We start from the raw sequence: 3,609 nt of genomic DNA, 5'->3' as shown, positions 1-3,609 counted from the left end.
TTAAGCCTAATATCTACAGCGATTCTAAATTTTCAGATGATGTTATAAAGACTATTTCTGAAAAGAAGAAGGCTGATGAAAATATTCAAATGATTACAGATGGCGCTTATTATGAACAAGAAAAAGCAGAAGAAGCACTCAAGCAAAATATTGAGTTAATACCAGGTGAATTAGTTGGAAGAAAACCATCCACAGATAAACTAGATTACGGTAAATTTGCTGTGGATAAAGAAAAAAACATAATAATTAGTTGTCCTAACGGAGCTGAACCTGAAGAGTCATATTATAAATCTAACTCCTATACGGCAAAATTCAGCAAACATACTTGTGAAAAATGTCTTCAAAAGGATAAATGTCCAATAAAGACACAAAAAAATTCAATACCATAAGTGTTAGCAAGAAAAGACGAAATACTGATCTACAAAGAGAAAAAATGTCTCAATCAGAATATATCGAGATTATTAATCAAAGAGCAGGTGTTGAGGGTATACCGTCTGTACTTAGGCGAAGATATAAAATTGACAATATGCCTATCCGAGGACTACTGCGCTCAAAATTATGGGTTGGATTTAAAATTGCAGCATATAATTTTAAAAAGCTACTAGTTAACATTCTCAAAAACACGGCTGACGCCTTAATTAAATTTTTTATTGATTATTTCCTATTGTTTTACAATATATTCAAGTGTAACAAGTTAAAGTTTGGAATCAATCAGTATCCTAACGGATAAAACATAAGTTTTTGTGGTCTAATCAGAATATTAATTCCTAACTAATTTTTGTGATAAATAATATGAAATGTATACTTAATTAAATATTATCTAATATGTAGCAATTAACTTATAATATTAATGTAATAAGAATAAATAAGTGAGTATTAAGTAAAGTACCTTGTAAAGTGAGAATTAATATGTAATTTACAAGTATTTAAATTAATTTGTAAAGTAATAATATAAAAATGTCTTGATTTGTTAAGTAAAAAGAATATAATAGTAGATAGTAAGTTATACAACATATACTTATGTTAAAAATTATTTAAAAGATAAAACCTATTGTATAAGGAGCAAAAATACTATGGCTAAAAAAGTTACAATGCAAGATGTTGCGAATAAAGTTGGAGTTTCAAAGGTTACCGTTTCTAAGGCGTTAAGAGGTAATAAGGATATTAGTGAGCAAATGAAAGAAAGAATAAAGAGGGCAGCTTCTGAAATAGGATATGTTTTTAACTCTGGTGGCAAGTCAGAAATGAATGACGTTACTCGTTGCATAGGTATTATTTCAGCAGAACGATATTTCGGGCAAGAAGATTATTTTTACATAGAATTATATAGACTACTTTCTAGTTACCTAGAAAGATCACATTTTACGTGTATGTTTAATATATTAGATTTTAATAATGAAAAAGATCTTATGATTCCTACAATGCTAGAGGATAGAAAGGTTGATGGAGTACTTGTGCTTGGACAACTCTCAAAGGAATATGTTAAGAAGATAGTAAAACTTAATATTCCGTTAGTTCTTTTAGATTTTTATTATGATAAAGTTGATGTAGATAGCGTTAATACAGATAATTTTTTTGGAACATATGAGATTACAAATGATCTCATTGAAAAAGGTCATAAAAAAATAGCTTTTGTTGGGAATTTGAATTTAACTAGTAGTATTCAAGACAGGTTTTTGGGTTATTATAAGTCTATATTAGAATACAAATTACCATTTAAGAGCAGCTGGATTGTTAACGATAGAACTGACGATAACGTTTGGCTTGATATTTCACTTCCAGAGGAGATGCCAACGGCATTTGTATGTAACTGTGATAAAACTGCATTGATACTTATAAAAAAACTTAAAAGTTTAGGATATAAGGTACCGGAGGATTATTCAGTGGTAGGATTTGATGATTCAACACATGCGATGCAATCTAGTCCCAATATTTCAACTGTAAGAGTTGATCTGGATGAGATGGCAAGGGTCGCAATCAAAATGATATCAAAAAAAATTAATGATATTAAAACTCAATATGGAAGAGTGATGATTAAAGGTAAACTTATTATGAGGGATTCTACAAAAAATATAATATAAAAAAATTTATTATCTCAAGTTAAAAAACTTGAGCTATAATTTCGTAAAAAAATATATTGTAAAGTAACTTATCGATTATAAATAAAAGCTTGGTAAAGCCCTAAAACAATGGGTTTTATAAGCGATATATAAAAATAAAAACCAATAAAATTTAGTTGACATTATGTAAACGTTGACTTATAATTAATTTGTAACGCAATAATAACGTTACAGAATATATTTAGGGGGTATAAAGATGAAAAAAATTATGAGTTTAGTTTTACTGGCAACAATGACAGCTTCTGTATTAGTTGGGTGTGGCAAGTCAACAAGTTCAACTGATGGTACAAAAGATGCTAAAAAAGATGTAACCTTGACAGTATTAACAAATAGAACAGATATTGTGAGTACAGATTTGAAAAAATTTGGTGATGATTATAAAACAAAAACAGGAGTAACTATTAAATGGGAAGGTATTACCGATTATGATGGAGATGTAAAAGTAAGATTAAATTCAAAAAACTATGGTGACGTACTTTTAATACCAAATGGTATTGCAAATGCAGATCTTCCACAGTTCTTTGAGCCATTAGGGAAAAATACAGATGATAAATTAAAAGGTTATAATTACACAGATGATAAAGCGGTTAAAAATTCAGATGGGTCATTTACTACATATGGATTAAGTTATGGAATGGGTGCTAGTGGAGTAGTTTATAATAAAGCAGCATTTAAGAAAGCTGGTATAGATAAATTTCCAACAACTTTAACTGGTTTATACGAGGCATCTGCAAAGCTAAAGGCAGTAGGAATTGTACCACTAGCTACTAATTTTAAAGATAAATGGCCATTACAGGAGTGGGACTATATGGCACTTCCTATGGCAGGAGATGGAAGTTATTATAATACAATTTATAAAGAGACAGCTCCTTTCGCTGCTGATAAGCCAAATGGTAAAGTACTAAATGTTCTTTACAAATTTGTAAGCAGTGGATGGGTAGAACCTGATCTTACTACAACAAATTGGGAACAGTCTAAAACTGACCTTGGTCAAGGTAAAGTTGCTATGATGTTTTTAGGCACTTGGGCAATTCCACAAATGCAATTAGGTGCTACAAATAAAGATGATATTGGATTCGCAGCAATTCCGGTTGATGATTCAGGTAAACTTACTGCAATAACTTCACCAGATTGGCGTTTAGCAGTTAGTAAAGCAAGTGACAAGAACAAAATCTCCCTACGGTCGAGTATTAAAGTGATGCTCCACTAAATAGTGTAGCAGCACCTCTTAATTATCATATCTGAACCACATTCTATACATAAAACAATAGGACTACCGCTCTTTTTGTCAAATTCTTCTGGCGTATAACATTCAAACGCAACAAAGTCAGGTACTTTTTCTTCAAATCCACATTTCTTACATTTAAACATTATCGTTTTATCACGTTCTTGTGGTTGAAATGGTATGCTATCTTCATTCACTTCACTTGGAAATTCACTTGTAAAAATTCTTTTAATACGTCCCCAAATCATATATATACCCATACTT

The 3,609-nt window shown here is 30.3% G+C and carries 5 protein-coding genes; 4 read left to right on the top strand and 1 reads right to left on the bottom strand.

The genetic code is table 11. From position 1 onward, the window contains the following. The 4 genes from JJD95_RS19970 to JJD95_RS19955 all read left to right on the top strand — a co-directional run. On the top strand, positions 1 to 389 hold a 389-nt coding region (locus tag JJD95_RS19970), incomplete at its 5' end, for a hypothetical protein (protein WP_291645251.1). Beyond that, on the top strand, positions 353 to 730 hold the full coding sequence (locus JJD95_RS19965; RefSeq protein WP_291645249.1) for a transposase: 378 nt from the start codon (positions 353 to 355) through the stop codon (positions 728 to 730). The genes JJD95_RS19970 and JJD95_RS19965, both read left to right, overlap by 37 nt. A gap of 343 nt (positions 731 to 1,073) precedes the next feature. After that, a complete protein-coding gene (locus tag JJD95_RS19960) occupies positions 1,074 to 2,081 on the top strand; it encodes a LacI family DNA-binding transcriptional regulator (protein WP_291645247.1) in 1,008 nt (335 codons plus the stop codon). Between the two features lie 235 nt (positions 2,082 to 2,316). Then, complete coding sequence (locus JJD95_RS19955; protein WP_291645245.1) at positions 2,317 to 3,330, top strand: ABC transporter substrate-binding protein; 1,014 nt, start codon at positions 2,317 to 2,319, stop codon at positions 3,328 to 3,330. On the opposite strand, the gene JJD95_RS19950 is transcribed toward JJD95_RS19955, so the two are convergent. Beyond that, positions 3,327 to 3,609 (bottom strand): hypothetical protein (locus JJD95_RS19950; protein ID WP_291645243.1); only part of this gene is annotated, 283 nt, incomplete at its 5' end. The two genes, JJD95_RS19955 and JJD95_RS19950, sit on opposite strands and share 4 nt — an antisense overlap.

The organism is Clostridium sp., assembly GCF_016650035.1.
GTDB lineage: Bacteria > Bacillota > Clostridia > Clostridiales > Clostridiaceae > Clostridium_AD.
Note: the sequence above shows the minus strand (reverse complement) of the source record. Positions and strands in the feature narration are given on the sequence as shown.